Source organism: Serpentinimonas sp. SSL01 (genome assembly GCF_056323735.1).
Map to the genome: position 1 here is coordinate 346160 of NZ_CM150487.1, position 22780 is coordinate 368939.

Sequence of the window (22780 nt, forward strand, 5' to 3'; positions counted from 1 at the left end):
CCGCCGCTGGGGCAATCTCGGATAATCGCACAGCCCCATCCCCCTATACGGTCTGCCCGCCGCCCGCGCCTTGATTATCGAATTTCCCGACTCCCTGCCTGTGAGCGCTCAGCGCCAGGCGATCGAAGCCGCCTTGCGCGCGCACCAGGTGATCGTGGTGTGCGGCGAGACCGGCTCGGGCAAAACCACCCAGTTGCCCAAAATCGCGTTGAATATGGGGCGCGGGCGCCTGCACGCGCGCCCGGGCGAGCGGGGGCGCCTGATCGGGCACACGCAGCCGCGGCGCATCGCCGCCAGTTCAGTGGCCAGCCGCATCGCGCACGAGCTCGGCACGGCGCTGGGCGAGGTGGTGGGCTACAAGGTGCGCTTCCAGGATCGGCTCAGCCCCAAGGCCTCGATCAAGCTCATGACCGACGGCATTTTGCTCGCCGAAACCCAGACCGACCCGCTGCTGCAGGCCTACGACACGCTGATCATCGACGAGGCGCACGAGCGCAGCCTGAACATCGACTTTTTGCTCGGCTACCTGCGGCAAATCCTGCCGCAGCGGCCCGATTTGAAGGTGGTGATCACCTCGGCCACCATCGACGCCGAGCGCTTTGCGCAGCACTTCGCCTCGGCCCAGGGGCCGGCGCCGGTGCTCAACGTGGCCGGGCGCAGCTACGCGGTGGAACTGCGTTACCGCCCCTACGAGGACAGCCGCGACTATGGCCTGAACGAAGCGATTGCCGACGCCGTCGATGAGCTCTGGCGTGGCGGTGCCTTGGCTGGCGATGTGCTGGTGTTTTTGCCCGGCGAGCGCGAAATCCGCGAATGCGCCGACCACTTGCGCCAGCACCTGAGCCACCAGCCGGTGCTGCGCGACACCGAGGTGCTGCCGCTGTATGCGCGCCTGAGCCAGGCCGAGCAAGACCGAATCTTCAGGCCCAGCGGCGCGCGGCGCATCGTGCTGGCGACCAACGTGGCCGAAACCTCGCTCACCGTGCCCGGCATCCGCTACGTGATCGATTCGGGGCGCGCGCGCGTCAAACGCTACAGCCTGCGCAGCAAGGTCGAGCAGTTGCTGGTCGAGCCCATCAGCCAAGCGGCCGCGGATCAGCGCGCCGGGCGCTGCGGCCGTGTCGCCGACGGCGTCTGCATCCGCCTCTACGATGAGGCCGAGCACCTGGCGCGGCCGCGCTTTAGCGACCCGGAGATTTTGCGCTCCTCGCTGGCGGCGGTGATTCTGCGCATGAAGTCGCTGCGCCTCGGGGCGGTGGAGGATTTTCCTTTTCTCGAGGCGCCCTCGCAGCGCGCCATCAGCGACGGCTACCAGCTGCTGCAAGAGCTGGGCGCGCTCGACCACGCCCAGCAGCTCACCGCGCTGGGCAGCGAGCTGGCGCGCCTGCCGCTCGATCCGCGCCTGGGGCGCATGATTCTGGAGGCGCGCGACCGGCACGCGCTCGACGAGGTGCTGGTGCTGGCCAGCGCGCTCACGGTGCAAGACGTGCGCGAGCGCCCGCTGCAGGCGCAGGCGCAGGCGGACCGGGCGCAGGCGCCGTTTGACGACGACAAGAGCGAGTTCGTGGGCTACCTCAAGCTCTGGCGCTGGCTGGAGCAGGCGCGCAGCGGCAAGCCCAGTGTGGGTGCGGTGGTTGAAGCGGATGCTTCTGGAGCTGGAGCAAGCGCAAGCGCAAGCGCGGGTGCGGGTGCGGGTGCGGGTGCGGGTGCGGGTGCGGGTGCGGGTGCGGGTGCGGGTGCGGGTGCGGGTGCGGGTGCGGGTGCGGGTGCGGGTGCGCGCCTAGCCGCCAAAGCGGGAAGAGCCGGGCAGCCGGGGCAGCAGAGGCAGCCAGGGCTGCAGCCACCGCCCCAGCACAAGCCCAGCCAGCGCCAGTACGAGGCGCTGCTGCGCCAGCACTACCTGAACCCGCGCCGGGTGCGCGAGTGGCGCGACATCCACAGCCAGTTGCACACCGTGGTGGCCGAGCACGGCTGGAAGCTCAACACCGCGCCCGCCAGCAGCGAGCAGCTGCACTTGTCGCTGCTGGCGGGCCTGCTCGGGCACGTGGGCTGCAAGCACGAGAGCGAGGCCCACTACCAGGGCGCGCGCGGCATCCGTTTTTACCCGCATCCGGGGGCGCGGCTGAGCAAAAAACCGGGGCGCTGGATCGTGTGCGCCGAACTGGTCGAAACCACGCGCCTGTTTGGCCGCGGCATCGCCGCCATCGAGCCGCAGTGGCTGGAGCAGGTGGGGGCGCATCTGCTGAGCAAGCAGGTGCTCGATCCGCGCTGGGAAAAAAACGCCGCGCGCGTGGTGGCCTCTGAGCGCGCCACCCTGTATGGCTTGCTGATCTACAGCCAGCGCCGCGTCGATTACGCGCGCGTCGATCCGGCCGGGGCGCGCGCGATCTTCATCCGCCAGGCGCTGGTGGCGGCCTTGCAAGAAGAGGTCTGGCCGCCCGAGTTCGAGCGCCGCCTGCCTTTTCTGGCCGCCAACCGCCAGGTGCTGGCGCAGGTGCAGGCGCTGGAGCACAAATCGCGCCGCCAAGACGTGCTGGTCGATGAGGAGCTGATCTACGCCTTTTACGACAGCCAGTTGCCGCCCGACCTGAGCAGCGGCACCGAGCTCGAGCGCTGGTACCGCGCCCACGTGCGCCAGCAACCCGAGCTGCTGCGCCTCAAGCGCGAGGAGCTGATGCGGCATCAGGCCGCGGGCGTGACCAGCCTGGCTTTTCCGCCCACGCTGGCGCTGGGCGGCACCGAATGCAGCGCCAGCTACCTGCACCAGCCAGGCGAGGCGCGCGACGGCCTGAGCGTGGCGTTGCCGATCTTCGTGCTCAACCAGGCCAGCGAGGAGCGCTGCGAGTGGCTGGTGCCGGGGATGCTCAAAGACAAGATCGCCGCCTTGCTCAAGAGCCTGCCGCAAAAGCCGCGCGCGCGCCTGCTGCCGCTGCCCGAGACCGCCGCGCAACTGGCCGCCGAGCTGTGTCAGCCCGAGCACTGGGCCCAGGGCAGCCTGATCGAGGCCTTGCTGGCGCGGGTGCGCGCGCGCAGCGGGGTCGATGTGAAGCGCAGCGACTTCAAGCTCGACCAGCTGCCCGCGCACCACTTCATGCACCTGCGCGTGCTCGACGAGCACGGGCGCCAACTGGGCCAAGGGCGCAGCTTGGCGGCGCTCAAAGCCGAGCTGGGCGCGCAGGCGCGCGGGGCCTTTCAGGCGCTGGCGGGCTTGCAGCTGGCGCTGCGCACGGGGGAGGGTGCAGCCCCCGCATCGGCGCCTGCCTCTGCGCCCGCATCGGCTCCGGCACGGATGCAGGTCGTCCAAGCTGTGCCAGCCGCCCCAGCACCGCAAGCCGCCAGCGAGCGCCACCGCGCCTGGACTTTTGGCGACTGGCCCGAGCTGATGGAGCTGGCCAGCGGCGAACACACGGTGATCGGCTTTCCGGCGCTGCTCGACGCCGGCGACGCCGTCACGCTGGCGGTCTATGACGAGCCCGAAACGGCGGCACGCAAGCACCGCGCCGGGCTGCGGCGCCTGTTTGCGCTGCAGCTGCGCGAAGCGCTCAAGCAGCTGGAGAAAAGCCTGCCCGGGTTGCAGCAGATGGCGGTGTCGTACATGGCGCTGGGTTCGCTCGAGGAGTTGCGCAGCCAGATCATCGAGGTGGCGCTGGAGCGCGCCTTCATGGCCGAGCCGTGGCCGCGCACGGCCGCCGAATTCCAACAGCGGCTGGAGCAAGGGCGCGGCCGCCTGGGGCTGATCGCGCAGGAGGTGGCGCGCCAGACGGCGGCGGTGTTGCTCGAATACGCCGCCGTGGTGCGCAAGCTCAAAGAGGGCAAGTTCGAGGCCCAGCCGCTGGCCGACGTGCGCGAGCAGCTGGGGCAGCTGGTGGGCCCGCGCTTCGTGGCCGAGACGCCGTGGGCGGCGTTGCAACACCTGCCGCGCTACCTGAAGGCGATCTTTTTGCGCCTCGACAAGCTGCGCGCCGACCCGGCGCGCGACGCCGCGCACATGGCCACGGTGCGCGCCCAAGAGCAGCGCTACACGCGCCTGCTGGCCGAGCGCAAGGGTGTGCCCGATGCGCGCCTAGACGAACTGCGCTGGCTGCTGCAAGAGCTGCGCGTGAGCCTGTTTGCGCAAGAGCTGCGCACGCCGCAGCCGGTGAGCGTCAAGCGGCTGGATAAGCTCTGGGCGCAGCTGGTGGCTTAAGGAGGCTGTGGGGGGCAGGCGTTGATGCTCGCCCCGCCTTGACGCAGCCAAATTACCGCCTACGGCTGCCGCCTAAAGCGCACAAGCTCACAAGCGCGCCAGCCGCGCCAGCGCCGCATCCAAGGTGGCTTCTTGCTTGGCAAAGCAAAAGCGGATCAGGCGCTGCGCCGCCGGCGGCTGGGCATAAAAGGCCGACAGCGGGATCGCCGCCACGCCGACGGCGCGCGTGAGCCAGCGGCAAAAGGCATCGGGCTCCAGATCGCGCTCGGGCACGGCCAGCGCGCTGTAATCGACGCACTGGAAGTAGCTGCCCTCGCAGGGCAGGAGCCCAAAGCGCGTGCGCGCCAGCCCAGCGCGAAAGCGATCGCGCTTGGCGGCATAAAAATCGGGCAGTTGCAGGTAGGGCGCCGGGTCGTGCAGGTACGCCGCCAGCGCGTGCTGCATCGGCGTGTTGACGGTGAACACGTTGAACTGGTGCACCTTGCGAAACTCGGCCATCAGCGGCGCCGGCGCCAGCACGCTGCCCACCTTCCAGCCGGTGACGTGAAAGGTCTTGCCAAAGCTGCTCACCACCAGCGCGCGCGCCGCCAGATCGGCAAAGCGCGCCGCGCTCTGGTGCGGCTGGCCGTCGTACACCATGTGCTCATAGACCTCGTCGCTGATCAAAATCACCTCGGTGCCGGCCAGCAGCGCCTGCAGGCGCAGCATATCGGCCTGCTGCCAAACGCGGCCGCTGGGGTTGTGCGGGCTGTTGATGAGCAAGGCGCGCGTGCGCGGCCCGATGGCGGCGGCCAGGGCATCGAAGTCGGGCCGGAAATCGGCGCCCAGCGGCACCCGCACCGGCAGCGCGCCCGCCAGTTCGATGTTGGGCACGTAGCTGTCGTAGCAGGGCTCGAGCACGATCACCTCGTCGCCCGGCTGCACCACGGCCAAAATGGCGCTGAAAATGGCTTGCGTGGCCCCGGCGGTGACGGTGATTTCGTGCTCCGGGTCGTAGCGGCGGCCATACAGCGCTTCGGTTTTGCGCGCCAGCGCCTGGCGCAGCGCCGGCACGCCGGGCATCGGCGGGTACTGGTTGTGGCCGGCGCGCAGGGCCGCCTCGACCGCGTCCAGCAGGCGCGGGTCGCAGTCGAAGTCGGGGAAGCCCTGCCCGAGGTTGACGGCTTGGCACTCGGTGGCCAGCGCCGACATCACGCTGAAAATCGTCGTGCCCACGTGGGGCAGGCGGCTGCAAACCGCGGGGGTGTGGGCGTGCGTCATAGCTCGTAATCCGTGCCGCCACCGAGCATCGCTTTGTGGATCAGCTCACGCGACAGGCGTTCGCTCAAAAACTCGGCAAAGCGCAGCACGAACTGGCGCAGGTAGGCGCCGCGCTTGAACGCCACCCGGCTCACGTTGTGCCCAAACAGGTAGCCGAGCGGGCGCGACACCAGATCTGAGCTGCGCTCGTCGCCCTGCATGGCCATTTCGGCCACGATGCCCACGCCCAGCCCGAGCTTGACGTAGGTTTTGATGACGTCGGAGTCGATGGCGTCGAGCACGATGTGCGGCTTGAGCTGGCGCTGCGCGAACGCCTGGTCGATGCGGCTGCGCCCGGTGTAGGAGGGGTGGTAGGTGATCAGCGGCACCTGCGCCAGGTCTTCGAGCGCGATGCGCTCGCGCTCCAGCAGTGGGTGGCCGGTGGGCAGCACCAGCGCGTGCTGCCAGTCGTAGCAGGGCAGGGTGATGAGCTCGGGGTGGTCGGCCAAGGCCTCGGTGGCGATGCCGATGTCGGCCACGTCGTCGAGCAGCATGCGCGCCACCTGCTCGGGCGAGCCCTGGTGCAGGCTGATGGACACCTTGGGGTAGGCGTGGCGCAGCTTGGCCACCGCCGCCGGCAGCACGTAGCGCGCTTGGGTGTGGGTGGCGGCGATGCTGAGCGTGCCGCTGTCGTGGGTGGCAAACTGGGCCCCGATGCGCTTGAGGTTGCTGACCTCGCGCATGATGATCTCGATGCTGCGCAGCACCTCGTGCCCGGGTTCGGTGACGCGCTTGATGCGCTTGCCGTGGCGGGCGAAGATGTCGATTCCCAGCTCGTCCTCGAGTTCGAGGATGGCCTTGGACACGCCCGGCTGCGAGGTGTGCAGCGCCTTGGCTGCTTCGGTCAGGTTGAGGTTGCGGCGCACCGCCTCGAGCACGAAGCGGAATTGGTGCAGGTTCATGGCGGCGATTCTGCCACGGCCAATTCGGCCAGCAACGCCAGCAGGCGCGGCTGCTCGGTGGGCGTGGGCAGCCACTCGAAGCGCACCTGCGGGTGCGCCTGTTGCAGCGCCTCGGCCAACAGGGGCAGGTCTTGCCGTGCGTGCTTGCCCAAGCCAAAAAACAGCGGCAGCACGCGCAGCCGGGTGGCACCCTCGGCCACCAGCCGCGCCGCGGCCTCGGGCAGCGTGGGCGCGCACAGCTCGAGGTAGGCGCAGCACACCTTGGCCTCGGGCAGGCGCGCGGCCACGGCTTGGGCCACGGCTTCGATGGGCCCAAACCACTGCGGGTCGCGCGAACCATGCGCCAACACGATCACTGCCAACATACAGCCATTCCCTTGCAAAAGCGGCCAACGGCGCTAACGGCGCAGCACCAACCAACCAAAAGCCCCGAGCGAGGCCACCGAATACAGCAAGGCCGGTGCGGCCGCAGCCAGCCACGGCCGCCAGGCCAGCAAATTGCCGATGTAAACAAACATGTTGCTCAGCAGCACAAAGCTCAAGCCCAGCATGACGCCGACAAACACATAAGCCGCCAGCCCCTTGGAGCGAAAGTGCAGGTAGGCAAAGGGCAGCGCCAACACCACCATCACCACGCAGCTCAAAGGGAAAAACAGCTTGCGCCAAAGCTCGATTTCGTAGCGCTGCGTGGCTTGGCTGTTGGCTTGCAAATGCTCGATGTACTGGTACAGGCCCCAGGCGCTCATGCGATCGGGGCGCAGCAGGGCCACCGAGACCATGTCGGCACTGAGTCCGGTGGGCCAATCGAGGCTGGGCAGTTGCTGCACCAGCAGGCGCGGTGGGTCGGCCTGGGTGTCGAACTGGTGCAACTGCACCTGGTGCAGCTGCCACAGCCCGCGCTCGGGCACCACGGTGGCGCGCTCGGCGCTTAGGGTGCGCGCGATGCGGCCGCTGGCGTCGAACTCAAACAGGCGCACGCCGCGCAGTTCGTTAGGCCCTTCGAGCGCCGCGACATTGACCGACACCTGGCGCTGGTCGCCGCGCTCTTTGAGCCAAGCGCCGGTCTGCCCCAGGCGGATCTGGCCCTCGAAGGTGGCTTTGAGCTGTTGCGCCTGGCGGTCGCTCCAGGGGGCGACGTAATCGCCCAGCACGAAGGTCAGGGCGGCAAAAGCCATGCCCAACACCAGCATCTGGCGCAAAGCCAAGCCGGGCCCGAGGCCGCTGGTGCGCAAGATGGTGAACTCGGACGACTGCGCCAGCCGCACCAAACCGAACACCGCGCCGATCAGCACCGCGATCGGCAGCAGCTCGTAGAGGTGGCTGGGCAGCAGCAAGGCCACGTAGAGCAGGGCTTGCCACAGGCCGTATTCGAGCGCCGGATCGAAAGGCGAGCGCTGGCCCAGCGCGGGCAGTTCTTCGATCAGGTCAAAGAAGGCGAACAGCGCCAAAAAAGCCAGCGCCACGAAGCCGATCGCCCACAGCAGTTCGCCGTAGATCAGTTTGCGCATGGTCTTCATGCCGGGGCCCCACGCCGCCACAGCCGCGCCGCGTTCAGCTCCCAGCCCCAATGGCGTTTGGCCAGCCAGAGCGCGCAGGCCAGCCCGGTGCCGCCGTGCAAGGCCAGCACAAAGGCCAGGGCGGAGATCTCGCCGGTGCCGATCCAGCGCTGGCCCATGGTCATCAGGTTGTAGTAAAAAATGAAGCCAAACAGCAGCAGCAAAACGTTGCCGCTTTTGTTGGCGCGCGGGTTGCTGGCGGCCAGCGCCAGTGCCATGAGCACAAAATTCACTGCGGCCAGCGCCAGCCCCAGCCGCCACGCCAGCTCGCCTAGGTTGGCCGGTGTGGGTTCGGCCACCAGCGTCCAAGTGGGGCGCGATTTGAGCCCTTGCGCCACGCCCATGGGCAGCGCCGGCGCGTCGATGAGCACGCGGTAGGAGGCAAATTCGCTCACCTGCACCTGTCCCGGCTGGTCGGGTTGGTCAAACAGCAGGCGCTGGCCTTGGTGGATGTGCAGCCACTGCTGCGAGTCGACCCACTCGATGCGCCCGCTGCCGGCGCTGAGCACGGTGCGGCTGCCGTCGGCCTCGGTGCTGGAGACAAAAATGTTGCGCGCCAGCGTCGGCTGCTGCGGGTCTTGCTCGATGAAGAACACGCGCCGCCCGTCGGCGCTTTCGATGAACTGCCCGGCTTGCACGCGCTCGAGTTCGCCACGCTGGGCAAAGCGGTCGCGCAACTGCTCGGCCTGCTGGTTGGCCCAAGGCCAGATCAGCAGCACCATCAGGGCGATCACCGCCAGCACCGGCCAGGCAAAGCGAAACACCGGCTTGAGCAAGGCCGCCAAACCTTGGCCGCTGCAGTGCCAGATCACCATTTCGCTTTCGCGGTGCATGCGCGTGAGCGTCGAGGCCACGGCGATGAACAAGGCGATGGTGAGCACGATCGGCAGCCGGCCGACCACGGTGTAGGTCAGGACCAGCAAAATTTCTTGCGGATTGACGCGCCCCTGATCGGCTTGGCCGAGGGTGCGTATGAGCAGCATGGTGACGACGATCACCAGCAGCACCAGCAAGGTGGCGCCAAAACTGCGCGCCAGTTCACGGCGCAGGGAAGAATGGAATAACATCGTCAAAAAACCATGTGAGCCTAGATTATGGACTTTGAACTGCAATCGCTGCATTTGTCGCAAGCCGCCACCCTAGAGGCCGACGCGCTGGTCTTGCTCTGGCCCGATGCGGCCGACCCCGCCAAAACCGGAAATGCGGCCAACGCCGCAGCCAACGGCACGGCGCGCCCGGTGGCTTCAGACGACTCCTTGACGAACTGGGCCCGTGCCGCCGTGGCCCAGGCCGACATCGAGCCCGCGCTGGGCAGCGTGCTGCTGGCGCACCGCCTGCCGGGGGTGCAGGCGCGCAAGGTGGCTCTGGTGCGCAGCGGCGATGGCAGCCCGGCCGCTACGCGCAAGGCCGTGCTGGCGGCGCTGGCAGCGCTCAAGCTCGCTGGCGCCAAACGCTTGCTGTTGTGGGCTGGCGAGGTGGGTGCCGGAGCGCTGGCGGCGCTGGTTCAGGCCAGCGCCGAGGCCAGCTACAGCTACACCACCACCAAGTCTGCGTCCAAGGCGCAGCCGCGCAGCCTGCAAACCGTGCTGGTGGGGGTGAGCGACGCCAGCGCCTTGCGCAGCGCCTTCGCCCAAGCCCGGGCCACCGTCAAAGCCGTGGAGTGGGCCAAAGAGTGGGCCAACCGCCCCCCCAACCACGCCACGCCCAAGCTGCTGGCCGAGGCGGCGCAGCAACTGGCACAAGGCAAGCGCCTGCAGGTTGAGGTGCTGGGCCCCAAAGAAGTGGCCAAGCTGGGCATGGGCGCCTATCTGGCGGTGGCCCAAGGCGCCGAGGAGCCGCTGCGCTTCATCGTGCTTCGCTACCAGGGCGCACCCAAGGCCAGCGCGCCGGTGGTGCTGGTGGGCAAGGGCATCACCTTCGACACCGGGGGCATCAGCCTCAAGCCCGGCCCCGAGATGGACGAAATGAAGTTCGACATGGCCGGCGCCGCCGCCGTGCTGGGCAGCTTCGTCGCGCTGGCCGAGCTGCAACCGGCGCTCAACGTGGTCGGCTTGGTGCCGTGCTGCGAGAACATGCCCGATGGCCGCGCCGTCAAGCCGGGCGATGTGGTCAGCAGCCTGAGCGGGCAGACGATCGAGATCCTCAACACCGACGCCGAGGGCCGGCTGATTCTGTGCGACGCGCTCAGCTACGCGGCGCGCTTCAAACCGCGCGCCCTGATCGACGTCGCCACCCTCACCGGGGCCTGCGTGATCGCGCTGGGCAACCTGCGCGCGGGCCTCTACAGCAACCGCGACGAGCTGGCGCAAGCCCTGCAGGACGCGGGGGCGGCGGCGCTCGATCCGTGCTGGCGCATGCCGCTCGACGAAGAATACGCCGAGGGGTTGAAATCGAACTTCGCTGACATGGCCAACATCGCCGGCCGCCCGGCGGGGTCGGTCACGGCGGCCAAGTTTTTGCAAAAGTTCGTGGACCCCGAGCAGGCTTGGGCGCACCTAGACATCGCCGGTGTGGCCTGGAAGGGCGGCAGCGCCAAGGGCGCCACCGGGCGCCCGGTGGCGCTGCTGGTGCAGTACCTGCTCGACGAGGCCGCGCGCATGGTCAACGACCAACCGGCCATGGCGCCCAAGGCAGCCACCGGCGCCAAAGGGCGCAAGCGCTGAATGCGCCCGCACCCCTCGAGCGCGGCGGCATGAAAACGGTGGTTTTCCACTTCAATGTGGGGGCACCCGTGCCCTACCTGTGTCGGCTGCTGCGCAAGGCCAACCACGCGGGCCAGCGCACGTGGGTGCTGCTCGCGCCCGGGCTGGCGCACGAGCTCGACGCCGCGCTCTGGACCTTCAGCCCCGACGAGTTCATCGCCCATGGGCGCTACGAGGCAGACCACGAGGGCGGCCTCGGGGGCGGAGAGTCGGCGGGTGCAAAGGGCGCTGCGGGTCGGGGGCAGGCCGGGTTGTGGCAGCGCGCGCCCGTGGTGCTGTCAGAGCAGTTGGTGGCGCAAAGCAGCAGCTGGCCCTTGCTGATCAATCTGCAAGAGCCGGTGCCACCCGACGTGGAGCGCTTTGAGCGCCTGATCGAGATCGTGCCAGCAGACGAGGCGCTCAAGCAGGCGGCGCGCCTGCGCTGGCGTCACTACAGCCAACTGGGTTGGACGCTGCAACACCACGACGCGTCCGCCTGAGCTGCCCTTTATGGGCCCCCAGACGAAGCGGTGCTTAGGACAGCTGCGTGCTGATCAGCTTGGTCATCTCGAACATCGACACCTGCGGCTTGACGAAGATCGCCTTGAGTTTGGCGTCGGCGTTGATCATGCGCTTGTTGGCTGCGTCTTGCAGGTTGTGTTTTTTGATGTATTCCCAGACTTTTTTGGTCACTTCGGTGCGCGGCATGGGCTTGCTGCCGATCACGGCCGCCAAAGCCGCGCTGGGGGTCATGGGTTTCATGAAGGCCGCATTGGGGGTGCGCTTGGCAGGAGCAGCCGGGGCCGCCGGCGCACTGGCCTTGGCGGCTGCCTTGGGTGCGGCCTTTGCAGCCGGGGGGGCGGTGCTGGCCGCAGGAGCTTTGGCCGCAGGGGCCTTGGCTGGGGCCTTGGCAGCGGGTGCTTTGGGGGTGGGAGCCTTCGCAGCAGGCGCTTTTTTCGCAGTTGCCATTTGTTGATTCCTTCTGTGGGTTGGGTTTCGCTGCAACGGCGGCATAACGCCCAGCGCAGCGCCTTGGCATCCTAAACCCAAAGTGGGTATTTGGATCGACTTGCAGCGGTAATTTTTTTGTCATTCGGTGTGCCTTAGCCTCTCAGTGGCGCCCGGCCGCCCGAAGTCAATGAAGCGCCTCCTTGGGGGGCAGCGAGCGTGGGGGCAGTTTCATTTCAGCCTCTGAGGCCTTGGTAGAGCATAAAGGCCGCCAGCGCATACAGCACCAGCGCAAACAGGCGCTTGAGCGGCCGCACCGGCAGCGCATGCGCCGCCCGCGCCCCCAGCGGGGCGCCGAGCACGCTGGCCAAGGCGATCACCAGCAGCGCCGGCAGAAAAATGTAGCCCAGCGACGCCGCGGGCAGACCCGGCGTGTTGTGCCCGGCCAGCGCATAACCGATTGAATTGGCCAGCGCGATCGGGAACCCCAGCGCGGCGCTGGTGGCCACCGCTTGGTGCATGGCCACGTTGCACCAGACCAGCAGCGGCACGCTGATGAAGCCGCCGCCGGCGCCCACCAAACCCGAGACAAAGCCGATGCCGCCGCCAGCCGCCAGCTGGCCCGCTGGGCCGGGCAGGGTGCGGCTGGCGGCGGGTTTTTGGTCCAGCCACATCTGGGTGGCTGAAAAAGCCACGAACAGCGCAAAAACCAGCGCCAGGGTCTGGCCGTTGAGCGCCGCAAAGACGCCTAGGCTGGCCAGCGCCGCACCCAGCACGATGCCGGGCACGAAGCGGCGCCAGATGTCCCAGCGCACCGCCCCGCGCAGGTGGTGCGCCCGCACGCTCGAGAGCGAGGTAAAGACGATGGTGGCCATGCCGGTGGCAATCGCCATTTTGACGGCCAAGTCTGCATCGACGCCTTGTTTGGTCATGATGACCGTGAGAAAGGGCACCAGCACCATGCCGCCACCTATGCCCAGCAGCCCGGCCAAAAACCCCCCGCACAGGCCCAGCAGCAGCAGTTGCAGCACCAGCAGCGGGTCGAGCACAGCCAAGAAAGACAAGGGGGTTAAGCTGAGAGGGGAGGTATAGAGCGCGTAGCGGCGTGCGCTTGCAATAGAAGGTGTCTGCCACCGGGCCGGGCCCGCATCCTGAACGGGGGGGTTCAGGTGGGCAAGGGCAGAGCAGCTTCGGGTTCATCTGACGCGAGACGATCACACCCACTGCACAATGTACCTAGCCCGGGCTCAGAGAGCATTGGTTCAAGGAAATATAGAACCCGGCCACGGTGACAGACGGCTCCATTCTAGACGCAAAAATCAGAGCAACCAAAGATTTTTGAGTCTCATTGGGGGCTTTGCTTGTGTGTGCCGCGCAGGGTTTGAGCGTGTGCCAGCAGGCAGACGTTCCCTGCGCTTAAAGCAGCTGCCCGTCGTGGGCCAGCGCTTGGTCGAGGCGCTCGATCAGATGCTGCAGGCGTTCGCTGGGCTCTGGCCATTCGCCCGATTCGGTCTGGCCAAAGGAGGTGTTGCGAAAGCCGCCGGGTTCTTTTTGATGCAGCTCGTAGGCGATGTTGAGCGCGGCCAGCACGGCGATGCGGTCGCGCGCTTTCACTTTGCCGGCGTCGCGGATGCGGCACATGGCGTGATCGACCTTGGTCACCGCCTCGCGCAAGGCCGCTTCGCCATCGGCTGGGCAAGCCAGCAGGTAGGTCTGCGCCATGATCTGGACTTCAATTTGCTTGTGGGCAGGCTGGTTCATGGGCGGCTGTCGTCTGACTCGGTGGGCAGTTGCTCGATCAGCGCATCGAGCCGTTGCCGCACGGCTTGGCTTTGCAGGCGCAACAAATCGCGCTCTTGGCGCAGCGCCTCGACTTGCTGCTGCAACAACTGGTTGGCGCGCAGCAGTTCCTCGTGGCGCACCAGCAAGCGGTTGACGCGCTCGGAAATCTGGTCGATAGGGGTCTGGGAAGGCATACAGAGCGCATTGTAGGCTGCGGCGGTGCTGCCGGGGCGCGGCAAGCCGGGTGCACAAAAAAACCCGCCACGCTTGTCGCGCGGCGGGCTTAAACCCCCGTCTTTCGTCTTCAATCTTTGGGGATGCAATCAGTGGGTGGCGCAGATCAGCGGTTGTAAGCGCTCTCGCCGTGCGAGCTGATGTCCAGACCTTCGCGTTCTTCGTCTTCGGTCACGCGCAGGCCCACCAGCATGTCGGCCACCTTGAAGGCGATGAACGCCACCACGCCCGCCCAGACCGCCGCCACCAGCATCGACAGCGCTTGCACAGACACTTGGCTTACGATGCTGAAGTCGGCATCGCCACCACCGCCCAGCAGCGGGGATACAAACACGCCGGTGAGCAAGCCACCCACAATGCCGCCCACACCGTGCAGGCCGAACACGTCGAGTGTGTCGTCAGCGCCGAGCATTTTCTTCAGGCCATTGACGCCCCACAGGCACAGGAAGCCGCCGGCCAAGCCGATCACGATCGCTCCCTGCGGCCCCACATAACCGCAGGCTGGGGTGATGGCCACCAAGCCGGCCACGGCACCCGAAGCAGCACCCAGCATCGAGGCCTTGCCCTTGAGCAGCACCTCGCCCAAGCACCAGGCCAGCACAGCGGCGGCGGTGGCGATCAGGGTGTTGAGGAAGGCCAGCGTGGCGTTGCTGTTGGCTTCCAGGGCCGAGCCGGCGTTGAAACCAAACCAGCCCACCCACAACAGGGCGGCGCCGACCAGGGTCAGGGGCAGGCTGTGCGGGGCCATGGCCTCTTTGCCATAGCCGACGCGTTTGCCAATCATGTAAGCACCCACCAAGGCTGCGACGGCGGCGCTCAGGTGCACCACGGTGCCACCGGCGAAGTCCATTTTGCCCATGCCGATCAGCAAGCCGCCCGAACCCCAGACCATGTGCGCCACCGGGATGTAGCTGAAAGTGAACCAGATGGTAGTGAAGATCAGCACGGCGCTGAACTTGATGCGCTCGGCAAAGGCGCCGACGATAATGGCGCAGGTAATGCCGGCAAAGGTGGCTTGAAAGGCGACAAAAATCAGCTCCGGAATCACCACGCCTTCGGTGAAGGTGTTGGAGACCGAATCCATGGTGATGCCCATCAAGAAGGCTTTGTCGAGGTTGGCGATGATCAGCCCCTCGCCACCAAAAGCCAAGCTGTAGCCATAGAGCGTCCACAGCACGATGACGAGCGAAAACACCACGGTGACTTGCATCAGCACCGAGAGCATGTTTTTGCTGCGCACCAGGCCGCCGTAGAACAACGCCAGGCCGGGGATGACCATCATCACCACCAGCAAAGTGGCCACCAGCATCCAAGCAACGTCGCCCTTGTGCGGGGTGGGTTCGGCGGCGGGTGCTTCGGCGGCGGCGGCTTCAGCGGCAGGTGCAGCAGCCACAGCCATGGCGACAGCATCGACGACCGGAGCGACCGCAGCGGGGGCTTCGGGTGCCATCATCGGGGCAACGGCCGGCGCGGCGTCGGTGGCTTGGGCCATGGCCGCCGATGCGCCCAGCAGCAACCCCAGGCCCACACACATACTGAGTAGAAACTTTTTCATGATTGATGCTCGGAGTTTGAAAAAGGGTTGATGGGTCAGAGGGCTTGCGCGCCGGTCTCGCCGGTGCGGATGCGCACCACCTGCTCCAGCGGAAAGACGAAAATCTTGCCGTCGCCGATCTTGCCGGTGCGCGCCGCGCCCTCGATGACCTCGATCACGCGCTCGACCAAGTCGTCGGCCACGGCGGCGTCGATCTTGACCTTGGGCAGAAAATCGACCACGTATTCGGCGCCACGGTAGAGCTCGGTGTGCCCTTTCTGGCGCCCGAAGCCTTTGACTTCGGTGACGGTGATGCCCTGCACGCCCAGACTCGATAGCGCTTCGCGCACCTCGTCGAGCTTGAAGGGTTTGATGATCGCGGTGACCAGCTTCATGTTCAACCTTTCTGTAACTGTCGATAGTGAGCTGATCGGCCTTGCGGTCAGACCAGCGGCGGTTGTGGGTGCCCAGCCTCTCAGAGGTTGAGCCATTGACACGCCAAGCTTTAAGCACGTAGCGTGCCAACCTGCTCGCGCCCGGCCCAAGCCGTGCCCTAGGCCTGTGCCATCACCCAGCGCGGGCGCGCCAGAAAAGGGGGCTGCCCGAGGTGAGCGGAGCCTACAAGTGAGGCCGCAGCGCCAGCCGCTACACTGGGGTCAGATAAGCCGCTTCCCGATGCACCAACTTGGTGCAATGTAGCGGCGGATGCCGCAGCCAGCGGGCATTGGCCCGGTCTGTGTCCTACACAACAAGGGAGCTCAACGTGGGTTTGTGCGTGGTTCAAAGTCGCACGCTGGTCGGGCTCGAGGCCCTGCCGGTGAGCGTGGAGGTGCATTTGGCCAACGGCCTGCCCAGTCTGACGCTGGTGGGCTTGGCCGACACCGAGGTCAAAGAGGCGCGCGAGCGGGTGCGCTCGGCCATCTTGAACGCCGGGCTGGAGTGGCCGCACAACAAGCGCATCACGGTTAACCTAGCCCCGGCCGACCTGCCCAAGGAGTCGGGGCGCTTTGATTTGCCCATCGCCTTGGGCATTTTGGCCGCCAGCGGCCAGATCGACGGCGCGGCGCTGGCCGGGCACGAATTTGCTGGCGAGCTCTCGCTCAGCGGCGCCTTGCGCCCGATCCGGGGCGCCCTGTGCATGGGGCTGGCTTTCTTGCGCGCGGCCGGTGCGGGTCAAACCGTATGCACCGCTTTGGTGCTGCCCCCGGTCAGCGCCGAAGAAGCCGCCCTGGTGCGCCAGGCGCGCGTGTACCGGGCGCGCCACCTGCTCGATGTGGTGCGGCGCTTTGCGCCGTCCGGCATGGCGCTGCCCGAACCGGCGCACGCCGACGGCTGGGTGCAACTGCAGGGCAACGCTGCGGTGCAGGGGCAAGATTTGCCCGATTTGGCCGATGTGAAGGGCCAGGCCGGTGCGCGGCGGGCACTGGAGATCGCTGCCGCGGGCGCGCACAGCCTGCTGATGAGCGGCCCGCCGGGCTCGGGCAAGTCGATGCTGGCGCAGCGCCTGCCCGGCATCCTGCCGGCGCTGGACGACCAGCAGGCGCTGGAGGCGGCGGCGGTGGCGTCGCTGGCGGGGCGCTTCAGGCCCGAGCACTGGGGCCAGCGGCCTTTTAGCGCGCCGCACCACAGCGCCAGCGCCACCGCGCTGGTGGGCGGCGGCAACCCGCCGCGGCCGGGCGAGATATCGCTCGCGCACCACGGCGTGCTGTTCCTCGATGAGCTGCCCGAATTCCCCCGCGCCGCCCTCGAGGCCTTGCGCGAGCCACTCGAGAGCGGGCAGATCCGCATCTCGCGCGCGGCGCGCCAGACCGACTTTCCGGCCCGCTTTCAGTTGGTGGCTGCCATGAATCCCTGCCCCTGCGGCTATCTGGGGGCCAGCCACAGGGCCTGCCGCTGCACCCCCGACCAAGTGCAGCGCTACCAGGGCAAGCTCAGCGGCCCCTTGCTGGACCGCATCGACCTGCACGTGGAGGTGCCGCTGCTGCCGCCCGGGCAGTTGCTCGACAGCGCGGCGGCGGAGACCAGCGCAGCGGTGCGCGAGCGCGTCGCCCAAGCGCGCGAGCGGGCGCTGCAGCGCCAGGGCCACGCCAACCACACCCTGCACGGCCCAGCGCTGCAACGCCATGCGGCGCTGGAGCCCGCTGCCGCACAGTTGCTGCAGCAAGCCGCCACGCGGCTGGGCTGGTCCGGGCGCGCCACCCACCGCGCGCTGCGCGTGGCGCGCACCATCGCCGACTTGGCCGCCAGCGAGCGCATCCACGGCGCGCACCTGGCTGAAGCGGTTCAATACCGACAGCCGGGAAACCCTTGAGGCTGCCGCATAATCCCATCCCTATGATGTCAGCCGCGAGCCCTTGCCCTCAATCCAGACCATGAACTTTGCCGCCACCGCCATACCCGAGCCTCAGTTGGTGACGCGGCCAAGTTCATTTGCATTGCGTTGGCCCACCCCGCCCTACGCCAGCTACGGCACCCCCGAAAACGGCGCCGACAACCCGGCTGCCGCTGGCCTAGACTGCCTGGTCGAGGGCAGCAACGGCCAGATGCGTCCTTGCCGGCTGATGGGGCTGGATCTGCCGGCCGGTTTGGCTCACATCCAGGTGCCCCCCTCGCGCACCATCATGCCGTTGCGCTTCGATATGTTTAGGCGCATCAGCCTGACACAGCCGCTGGCACCATTGCCGCACACCCAGGGCAACGCCAGCCCAGAGGTTGGAAGCCATCCCAGCAGCGCCGACGATTTGCTGCGCCACCGCCCGCGCTTGCCCTACCGCCTCGAGCTCAGCGATGGTTCGGTGCAAACGGGGTTGACGATTGGACACCTCGAGTCTGCCGTGGGCGTGTTCCTGTTTGTGCCGCTCGACGCGCAAGACCGGGTGCAACGGGTTTTTTTGCCGGCCCACGTGCTGCGCCGCGTGCAGGTCGGGGAAAGCATCGGCCAGGTGTTGGTCGAGCAACACATAGTCACCACCGAGCAGGTGGAGCAAGCGGCGCGCACCCAAGAGCAGCTTCGCAACCGCAAACTGGGCGACTACCTGGTGCTCAAGGAGGTGGTCAAGCCCGAGCAGTTGCTGCAGGCACTCGAAGAGCAGTCTCGCATGCCCATGGTGCGAATAGGCGAGGCCCTGACCGCGCTTGGGCTCATTACCCCAGAGCAACTGCAAGACGCGCTGGAGCGCCAGATAACCGAGCGCAGCGTGCCGCTGGGCGAGCTGCTGGTGCAAAGCGGCCATCTGACACGCGACGATCTGCGCATCGCGCTGGCGCGCAAGATGGGTTACCCGGTGGTTGATCTGGCCCAGTTTCCGATCGATCCCGAGGCCTTGCGCCGGGTGCCGATCGCGCTGGCGCGCAAGCACCGCATCGTGCCGCTTCTATGGCACAACGGCACCGTGGTGGTGGCCGCCGAAGACCCGTCGCGGCGCGGCACGCTCGAAGAGCTGGATTTTGTGTTGCAGGCCAAGGTGGTGGCCACGCTCACCAGTGCCCCGCTCGGGGCACAGAGCATCAACGAGGCTTATGCCCGCTTTGGTCTCGACGATACCCAAGCGGCACTGGCGGCTGGCGGCGAATTTGCCCCCACCAGCTCCGACAAGCTGCTCGAATCGCTCGAGCAAGAAGCCAGCGACGACGCCGACCCCAAGCTCGGCGCCATCGAGCAGTCCGACAACTCGCTCGTCAAGCTCATCAACAGCCTGATCATCGAGGCCCATGGCCAAGGGGCCTCCGACATCCACATCGAGACCTTTGCCAGCAAGCGCAAGGTGCGCATCCGGCTGCGCAAAGACGGCCGCCTGACCCCCTTCATGGAGCTGCCACCGGGCTACCGCAACGCCATCATCGGCCGCATCAAGGTGATGTGCGACCTCGACATTTCCGAGCGCCGCAAACCCCAAGACGGCAAGATCGATTTTGCCAAGTTCTCGCCCACGCACAAGCTCGAGTTGCGGGTGGCCACCATCCCCACCAGCAACGGCGCCGAAGACGTGGTGCTGCGCTTGCTCTCATCGGCCAAGCCGCTGCCGCTGGATCAACTCGGCCTGACCCCCGCCAACCTTCGCCAATTGCAAACTGCGGTGGCACGCTCCCATGGCATGGTGCTGTGCGTGGGCCCCACGGGCTCGGGCAAGACCACCACGCTGCACTCGGTGCTGCAGCACATCAACACGCCCGACCGCAAGATCTGGACCGCCGAAGACCCGATCGAGATCAGCAACCCCGAGTTGCGCCAGGTGCAGGTCAATCCCAAGATCGACTGGACTTTTGCCAAGGCACTGCGGGCCTTTTTGCGCGCCGACCCCGACATCATCATGGTGGGCGAAATTCGCGACCAAGAAACCGCCCAGATGGCGATCGAGGCCTCGCTCACCGGCCACCTGGTGCTCTCGACGCTGCACACCAACAGCGCGCCCGAGACCGTGGTTCGGCTGCTCGACATGGGGATGGATCCGTTCAACTTTGCCGACTCGCTCGCTGCCGTGCTGGCGCAGCGTCTGGTGCGGCGCTGGTGCAAGGGCTGCGTGCGCAGCGAGCCAGCTGACGAAACCTGGGTCGATGAGCTGCTGGACGACTACCTGCACGTGCTGCCCGGAAGTCTGCGTCCCGGCAAAGCCGAGCTGCGTGCGCAGTGGCTGCACGATTACGGCCTAGACGGACGCATGTTCCGGTACCATGCCCCCGGCTGCCCGGCCTGCGACCAGACGGGCTACAAGGGACGCGTCGGCGTGCACGAGCTGTTGCTGATCGACAGCCCTCTGCGCCGCCTGATCCAGCAAAAGGCCCCCTCCGAGGCGCTGCTGGAGGCGGCTCAGATCAGTGGCGGGCTGCGCACCCTGCGCCAAGACGGCATCCTCAAGGTGCTGCAGGGGCTGACTGGCATCGACGAGGTGCGCGCCCACTGCGCCCACTGAGGCGCTTAGAGGTTGGGCGCCAGCCAGCGCGCCAGTTCGTCTTCGCTCAGGTGGCGGCGGCGCGCTTGATCCGCCAGTTGGTCGCGCCCGATGGGGCCGACGTTGAAGTAGCGGCAATCGGGGTGCGCGAGGTAGAAGCCGCAGACGCTGGCGGCGGGCGTCATGGCCAGGCTTTCGGTCAGGCCCATGCCGATGTCGGCGCTGCCCAGCAGCGCCAGCAGCTCGCGCTTGACGGTGTGGTCGGGGCAGGCCGGGTAGCCCGGGGCCGGGCGGATGCCTTGGTACTGCTCGGCGATGAGCTGCTGCGGGCTCAAATTTTCTTGCGCGGCGTAGCCCCACAGTTCGGTGCGCACGCGCCAGTGCAGGTATTCGGCGGCGGCTTCGGCCAGCCGGTCGGCCAGCGCCTTGAGCAGGATCGCTTGGTAGTCGTCGTGCGCGGCCTCGAAGGCGGCGGCGCGCGCTTCGGCCCCGATGCCGGCGGTGACGGCAAAGGCACCCACATAATCGGCCACGCCGCTGCCCTGCGGCGCCACAAAGTCGGCCAGGCAGCGGTTCGGGCGCGGCGCGCCATCGACCACCGGTTTTTCGCTCTGCTGGCGCAAGCCGTGCCAGACCAGCACCGGGCTCTGGCGCGTTTCGTCGGCGTAGAGGGCGATGTCGTCGTCGGCCACGCTCTGCGCCGGGTACAGGCCCAGCACCGCGTTGGCCACCAGCCAGCGCCCATCGACGATTTTTTTCAGCAGCGCTTGCGCGTCGGCATAGACCTTGCGCGCCTGCGCGCCCACCAGTTCGTCGTCGAGGATGGCGGGGTAGGGGCCGGCCAAGTCCCAAGTCTGGAAGTAGGGGCCCCAGTCGATGTAGCGCGCCAGCTCGGCCAGATCGAGGTTTTTGAACACGCGCCGGCCGATGAACTTGGGCCGCGCCGGGGTGTAGGCAGCCCAGTCGAGCTGGGCCTTGTTGGCGCGCGCCTGCGCCAGCGACAGCAGCGGGGTTTTCTTTTTGTTGGCGTGCTGCTGGCGCACGCGCTCGTAATCAACTTGCAGCTCGTGCACGAAGGCAGCGCGCCCCTGCCCCAGCAGGTTTTGCGCCACGCCCACGCCGCGCGAGGCGTCGGGCACATAGACCACCGGGCCGCTGTAGTGCGGCGCAATTTTTACCGCCGTGTGCACGCGGCTGGTGGTGGCGCCGCCGATCATCAGCGCCACGCCGTGGGTGCCAAAGTAGGCGTCTTTTTCCATCTCGGCGGCCACGTATTGCATCTCTTCTAGGCTGGGGGTGATCAGGCCCGACAGACCGACGATTTCGGCCCCCACCTCTTTGGCCTTGGCCAGAATCTGGTGGCAGGGCACCATCACGCCCATGTTCACCACCTCGAAGTTGTTGCACTGCAGCACCACGGTGACGATGTTTTTGCCGATGTCGTGCACGTCGCCCTTGACGGTGGCGATGACGATCTTGCCCTGGCTGCGCGTGGCCGTGCCGGCGGCCTCGAGCTGGCGTTTTTCTTCCTCGATGTAGGGCAGTAGGTGCGCCACCGCCTGTTTCATCACGCGCGCGCTCTTGACCACCTGCGGCAAAAACATCTTGCCGGCGCCAAACAGGTCGCCGACCACGTTCATGCCGTCCATCAGCGGGCCTTCGATCAGGTGCAGCGGGCGCGCCCCCTCGGCGCGCATCTGTTGCCACAGGGCCTCGGTGTCGGCCTCGATGTGCTCGTTGTTGCCATGCACCAACGCGTGCGTCAGGCGCTCGCGCAGCGGCAGCGCGCGCCAGGCGTTTTTGGCGCTGTCGTCGCGCGCCGCGCCGCGCACGCTGTCGGCGATGTCGAGCAGGCGTTCGGTGGCGTCGGGGCGGCGATTGAGCACCACGTCTTCGACGCGCGTGCGCAGCTCGGGCTCGAGCTCGTCATAGACGCCGACCATGCCGGCGTTGACGATGCCCATGTCCATACCGGCCTGGATGGCGTGGTACAAAAACACGGTGTGGATGGCCTCGCGCACCGGGTCGTTGCCGCGAAAGCTAAAGCTCACGTTGCTCACGCCACCCGACACCTTGGCCCCCGGCAGGTTGGCCTTGATCCAGCGCGTGGCCTCGATGAAATCGACGGCGTAGTTGTCGTGCTCGGCAATGCCGGTGGCGATGGCGAAGATGTTGGGATCGAAGACGATGTCCTCGGCCGGGAAACCCACTTCATCGACCAGAATGCGGTAGGCGCGGGCGCAGATCTCGGTCTTGCGCTGGAAGGTGTCGGCTTGGCCCTGCTCGTCGAAGGCCATGACCACGGTGGCGGCACCGTAGCGCCGGATCAAGCGCGCTTGGCGTTTGAACTCGGCCTCGCCCTCTTTGAGGCTGATCGAGTTCACCAACCCCTTGCCCTGCACGCACTTGAGCCCGGCCTCGATCACGCTCCATTTGGAGGAGTCGATCATCACCGGCACGCGCGCGATGTCGGGCTCGCCGGCCATGAGGTTCAAAAAGCGCACCATCGCCGCCTGGCTGTCGAGCATCGCTTCGTCCATGTTGACGTCGATGATCTGGGCGCCGTTTTCCACCTGCTGGCGCGCCACCGCCAACGCCTGCTCGTAGTCGCCGTTGAGGATCAGGCGCGCAAAGGCCTTCGAGCCGGTGACATTGGTGCGCTCGCCGATGTTGACGAACAGCGTGTCGGCGTCGATGCGCAGCAGCTCGAGGCCCGAGAGCAGCATCGGGCCGGGCTGGGGGCGGTTGGTGGCGCTTGGGGTGGCTGGG

17 protein-coding genes are annotated in these 22780 nt (G+C 67.3%); 5 read left to right on the plus strand and 12 right to left on the minus strand.

The window, feature by feature from the left end; all coding sequences use genetic code 11:
• Window positions 1-100: 100 nt before the first annotated feature.
• Window positions 101-4186: an ATP-dependent RNA helicase HrpA gene (hrpA, locus tag ACVMK0_RS01635; RefSeq protein WP_476464078.1), complete on the plus strand. Its 4086-nt coding sequence runs from the start codon at window positions 101-103 to the stop codon at window positions 4184-4186.
• An 87-nt stretch (window positions 4187-4273) separates the two neighbouring features.
• On the opposite strand, the gene ACVMK0_RS01640 is transcribed toward hrpA, so the two are convergent.
• From ACVMK0_RS01640 to lptF, 5 genes are read right to left on the minus strand one after another with little or no spacing between them, the layout of a single operon-like run.
• Window positions 4274-5446 carry a pyridoxal phosphate-dependent aminotransferase gene (locus tag ACVMK0_RS01640; RefSeq protein WP_045534545.1) on the minus strand — a complete coding sequence of 391 codons (1173 nt, stop codon included), beginning with the start codon at window positions 5444-5446 and terminating at the stop codon, window positions 4274-4276.
• Entirely contained in the window at window positions 5443-6387 is a 945-nt protein-coding gene (locus ACVMK0_RS01645; protein ID WP_476464079.1) for a CysB family HTH-type transcriptional regulator, read from the minus strand. The genes ACVMK0_RS01640 and ACVMK0_RS01645 overlap by 4 nt, the downstream gene beginning before the upstream one ends.
• On the minus strand, window positions 6384-6752 hold the full coding sequence (locus tag ACVMK0_RS01650) for a sirohydrochlorin chelatase (RefSeq protein ID WP_476464080.1): 369 nt from the start codon (window positions 6750-6752) through the stop codon (window positions 6384-6386). Before ACVMK0_RS01650 ends, ACVMK0_RS01645 begins: the two co-directional genes overlap by 4 nt.
• A gap of 33 nt (window positions 6753-6785) precedes the next feature.
• Complete coding sequence (lptG, locus tag ACVMK0_RS01655; protein ID WP_045537367.1) at window positions 6786-7904, minus strand: LPS export ABC transporter permease LptG; 1119 nt, start codon at window positions 7902-7904, stop codon at window positions 6786-6788.
• Window positions 7901-9010 carry an LPS export ABC transporter permease LptF gene (gene lptF / locus ACVMK0_RS01660; RefSeq protein ID WP_476464081.1) on the minus strand — a complete coding sequence of 370 codons (1110 nt, stop codon included), beginning with the start codon at window positions 9008-9010 and terminating at the stop codon, window positions 7901-7903. The genes lptG and lptF overlap by 4 nt, the downstream gene beginning before the upstream one ends.
• 27 nt (window positions 9011-9037) lie before the next feature.
• Between lptF and ACVMK0_RS01665 the strand changes: the two genes are divergently transcribed.
• Together ACVMK0_RS01665 and ACVMK0_RS01670 are read left to right on the plus strand one after the other, a co-directional pair.
• Window positions 9038-10606 carry a leucyl aminopeptidase gene (locus ACVMK0_RS01665; RefSeq protein ID WP_045534553.1) on the plus strand — a complete coding sequence of 523 codons (1569 nt, stop codon included), beginning with the start codon at window positions 9038-9040 and terminating at the stop codon, window positions 10604-10606.
• A 29-nt stretch (window positions 10607-10635) separates the two neighbouring features.
• Entirely contained in the window at window positions 10636-11124 is a 489-nt protein-coding gene (locus ACVMK0_RS01670; protein ID WP_052468369.1) for a DNA polymerase III subunit chi, read from the plus strand.
• Window positions 11125-11158: 34 nt separating this feature from the next.
• Here ACVMK0_RS01670 and ACVMK0_RS01675 read toward each other — a convergent pair whose 3' ends face one another.
• The 6 genes from ACVMK0_RS01675 to glnK all read right to left on the minus strand — a co-directional run bounded on the left by ACVMK0_RS01675 (window position 11159) and on the right by glnK (window position 15517).
• Window positions 11159-11593 carry an SWIB/MDM2 domain-containing protein gene (locus ACVMK0_RS01675; RefSeq protein ID WP_082027161.1) on the minus strand — a complete coding sequence of 145 codons (435 nt, stop codon included), beginning with the start codon at window positions 11591-11593 and terminating at the stop codon, window positions 11159-11161.
• Between the two features lie 215 nt (window positions 11594-11808).
• Window positions 11809-12636: a sulfite exporter TauE/SafE family protein gene (locus tag ACVMK0_RS01680; RefSeq protein ID WP_045534556.1), complete on the minus strand. Its 828-nt coding sequence runs from the start codon at window positions 12634-12636 to the stop codon at window positions 11809-11811.
• 352 nt (window positions 12637-12988) lie between these two features.
• Window positions 12989-13333, minus strand: a complete 345-nt coding sequence (locus ACVMK0_RS01685) for a cell division protein ZapA (RefSeq protein ID WP_045534557.1) — start codon at window positions 13331-13333, stop codon at window positions 12989-12991.
• Window positions 13330-13548, minus strand: coding sequence for a hypothetical protein (locus tag ACVMK0_RS01690; RefSeq protein ID WP_045537373.1), 219 nt, complete (start codon window positions 13546-13548; stop codon window positions 13330-13332). Before ACVMK0_RS01690 ends, ACVMK0_RS01685 begins: the two co-directional genes overlap by 4 nt.
• A gap of 146 nt (window positions 13549-13694) precedes the next feature.
• The gene (locus ACVMK0_RS01695; protein WP_476464082.1) at window positions 13695-15143 is read right to left on the minus strand and encodes an ammonium transporter; all 1449 of its coding nucleotides are present in this window, start codon (window positions 15141-15143) and stop codon (window positions 13695-13697) included.
• A gap of 35 nt (window positions 15144-15178) precedes the next feature.
• On the minus strand, window positions 15179-15517 hold the full coding sequence (glnK, locus tag ACVMK0_RS01700) for a P-II family nitrogen regulator (RefSeq protein WP_045534559.1): 339 nt from the start codon (window positions 15515-15517) through the stop codon (window positions 15179-15181).
• A 368-nt stretch (window positions 15518-15885) separates the two neighbouring features.
• Here glnK and ACVMK0_RS01705 point away from each other — a divergent pair, with 368 nt between their 5' ends.
• A complete protein-coding gene (locus tag ACVMK0_RS01705) occupies window positions 15886-17433 on the plus strand; it encodes a YifB family Mg chelatase-like AAA ATPase (RefSeq protein ID WP_476464627.1) in 1548 nt (515 codons plus the stop codon).
• A gap of 61 nt (window positions 17434-17494) precedes the next feature.
• Entirely contained in the window at window positions 17495-20032 is a 2538-nt protein-coding gene (locus ACVMK0_RS01710; protein WP_476464083.1) for a GspE/PulE family protein, read from the plus strand.
• Window positions 20033-20037: 5 nt separating this feature from the next.
• On the opposite strand, the gene metH is transcribed toward ACVMK0_RS01710, so the two are convergent.
• The gene (metH, locus tag ACVMK0_RS01715; RefSeq protein ID WP_476464628.1) at window positions 20038-22737 is read right to left on the minus strand and encodes a methionine synthase; all 2700 of its coding nucleotides are present in this window, start codon (window positions 22735-22737) and stop codon (window positions 20038-20040) included.
• Window positions 22738-22780: the final 43 nt, after the last annotated feature.

Excerpts from the sequence above, each read along its gene's own strand:
- ACVMK0_RS01640 (WP_045534545.1), bottom strand. The coding sequence starts at position 5,446 with ATGACGCACGCCCACACCCCCGCGGTTTGCAGCCGCCTGCCCCACGTG.
- ACVMK0_RS01685 (WP_045534557.1), bottom strand. The coding sequence starts at position 13,333 with ATGAACCAGCCTGCCCACAAGCAAATTGAAGTCCAGATCATGGCGCAG.
- ACVMK0_RS01665 (WP_045534553.1), top strand. The coding sequence starts at position 9,038 with ATGGACTTTGAACTGCAATCGCTGCATTTGTCGCAAGCCGCCACCCTA.
- metH (WP_476464628.1), bottom strand. The coding sequence starts at position 22,737 with ATGCTGCTCTCGGGCCTCGAGCTGCTGCGCATCGACGCCGACACGCTG.
- lptG (WP_045537367.1), bottom strand. The coding sequence starts at position 7,904 with ATGAAGACCATGCGCAAACTGATCTACGGCGAACTGCTGTGGGCGATC.
- ACVMK0_RS01670 (WP_052468369.1), top strand. The coding sequence starts at position 10,636 with ATGAAAACGGTGGTTTTCCACTTCAATGTGGGGGCACCCGTGCCCTAC.
- glnK (WP_045534559.1), bottom strand. The coding sequence starts at position 15,517 with ATGAAGCTGGTCACCGCGATCATCAAACCCTTCAAGCTCGACGAGGTG.
- ACVMK0_RS01695 (WP_476464082.1), bottom strand. The coding sequence starts at position 15,143 with ATGAAAAAGTTTCTACTCAGTATGTGTGTGGGCCTGGGGTTGCTGCTG.
- ACVMK0_RS01645 (WP_476464079.1), bottom strand. The coding sequence starts at position 6,387 with ATGAACCTGCACCAATTCCGCTTCGTGCTCGAGGCGGTGCGCCGCAAC.
- ACVMK0_RS01650 (WP_476464080.1), bottom strand. The coding sequence starts at position 6,752 with ATGTTGGCAGTGATCGTGTTGGCGCATGGTTCGCGCGACCCGCAGTGG.
- ACVMK0_RS01690 (WP_045537373.1), bottom strand. The coding sequence starts at position 13,548 with ATGCCTTCCCAGACCCCTATCGACCAGATTTCCGAGCGCGTCAACCGC.
- ACVMK0_RS01710 (WP_476464083.1), top strand. The coding sequence starts at position 17,495 with ATGAACTTTGCCGCCACCGCCATACCCGAGCCTCAGTTGGTGACGCGG.
- ACVMK0_RS01675 (WP_082027161.1), bottom strand. The coding sequence starts at position 11,593 with ATGGCAACTGCGAAAAAAGCGCCTGCTGCGAAGGCTCCCACCCCCAAA.
- lptF (WP_476464081.1), bottom strand. The coding sequence starts at position 9,010 with ATGTTATTCCATTCTTCCCTGCGCCGTGAACTGGCGCGCAGTTTTGGC.